Origin of the sequence: Achromobacter sp. SIMBA_011 (assembly GCF_046535435.1) — a bacterium.
Lineage (GTDB): Bacteria > Pseudomonadota > Gammaproteobacteria > Burkholderiales > Burkholderiaceae_B > Achromobacter > Achromobacter dolens.
This window is the reverse complement of sequence record NZ_JAWRWN010000338.1, coordinates 1-277: the sequence shown is the minus strand read 5'-3', so window position 1 is coordinate 277 and position 277 is coordinate 1. Positions and strand designations below refer to the sequence as shown.

The 277-nt window shown below is 61.7% G+C and carries 1 protein-coding gene; it reads right to left on the bottom strand.

What is annotated here, in order from left to right:
- Positions 1-277, bottom strand: a 277-nt coding sequence (locus SB816_RS31210; protein ID WP_410548141.1) for a Gfo/Idh/MocA family protein, incomplete at both ends; no start/stop codon positions are given.

Here is a 277-nt window from a genome sequence, read left to right as displayed (position 1 = left end):
CCTTCGTCGATCAGGCGGCGCATATGGCGGATCATAGGGTTCTGGATGTAGTTGTAGCCCATGGCCGCCGCCTTGCCGGACCGGCGGGCCGCATCGCGCATCTTCACCGCGTCAGTAAAGGCGGGCGCCATCGGCTTTTCGCACCAGACATGCTTGCCGGCATCGAGTGCGGCAATCGCCATTTCGGGGTGAAAGGCATTCGGTGTGGTGACTGAGATCACATCAATCTCCGGATCGGAAAGCAGGTCGCGCCAGTTGCCTGTCGAGCGGGCGAAAC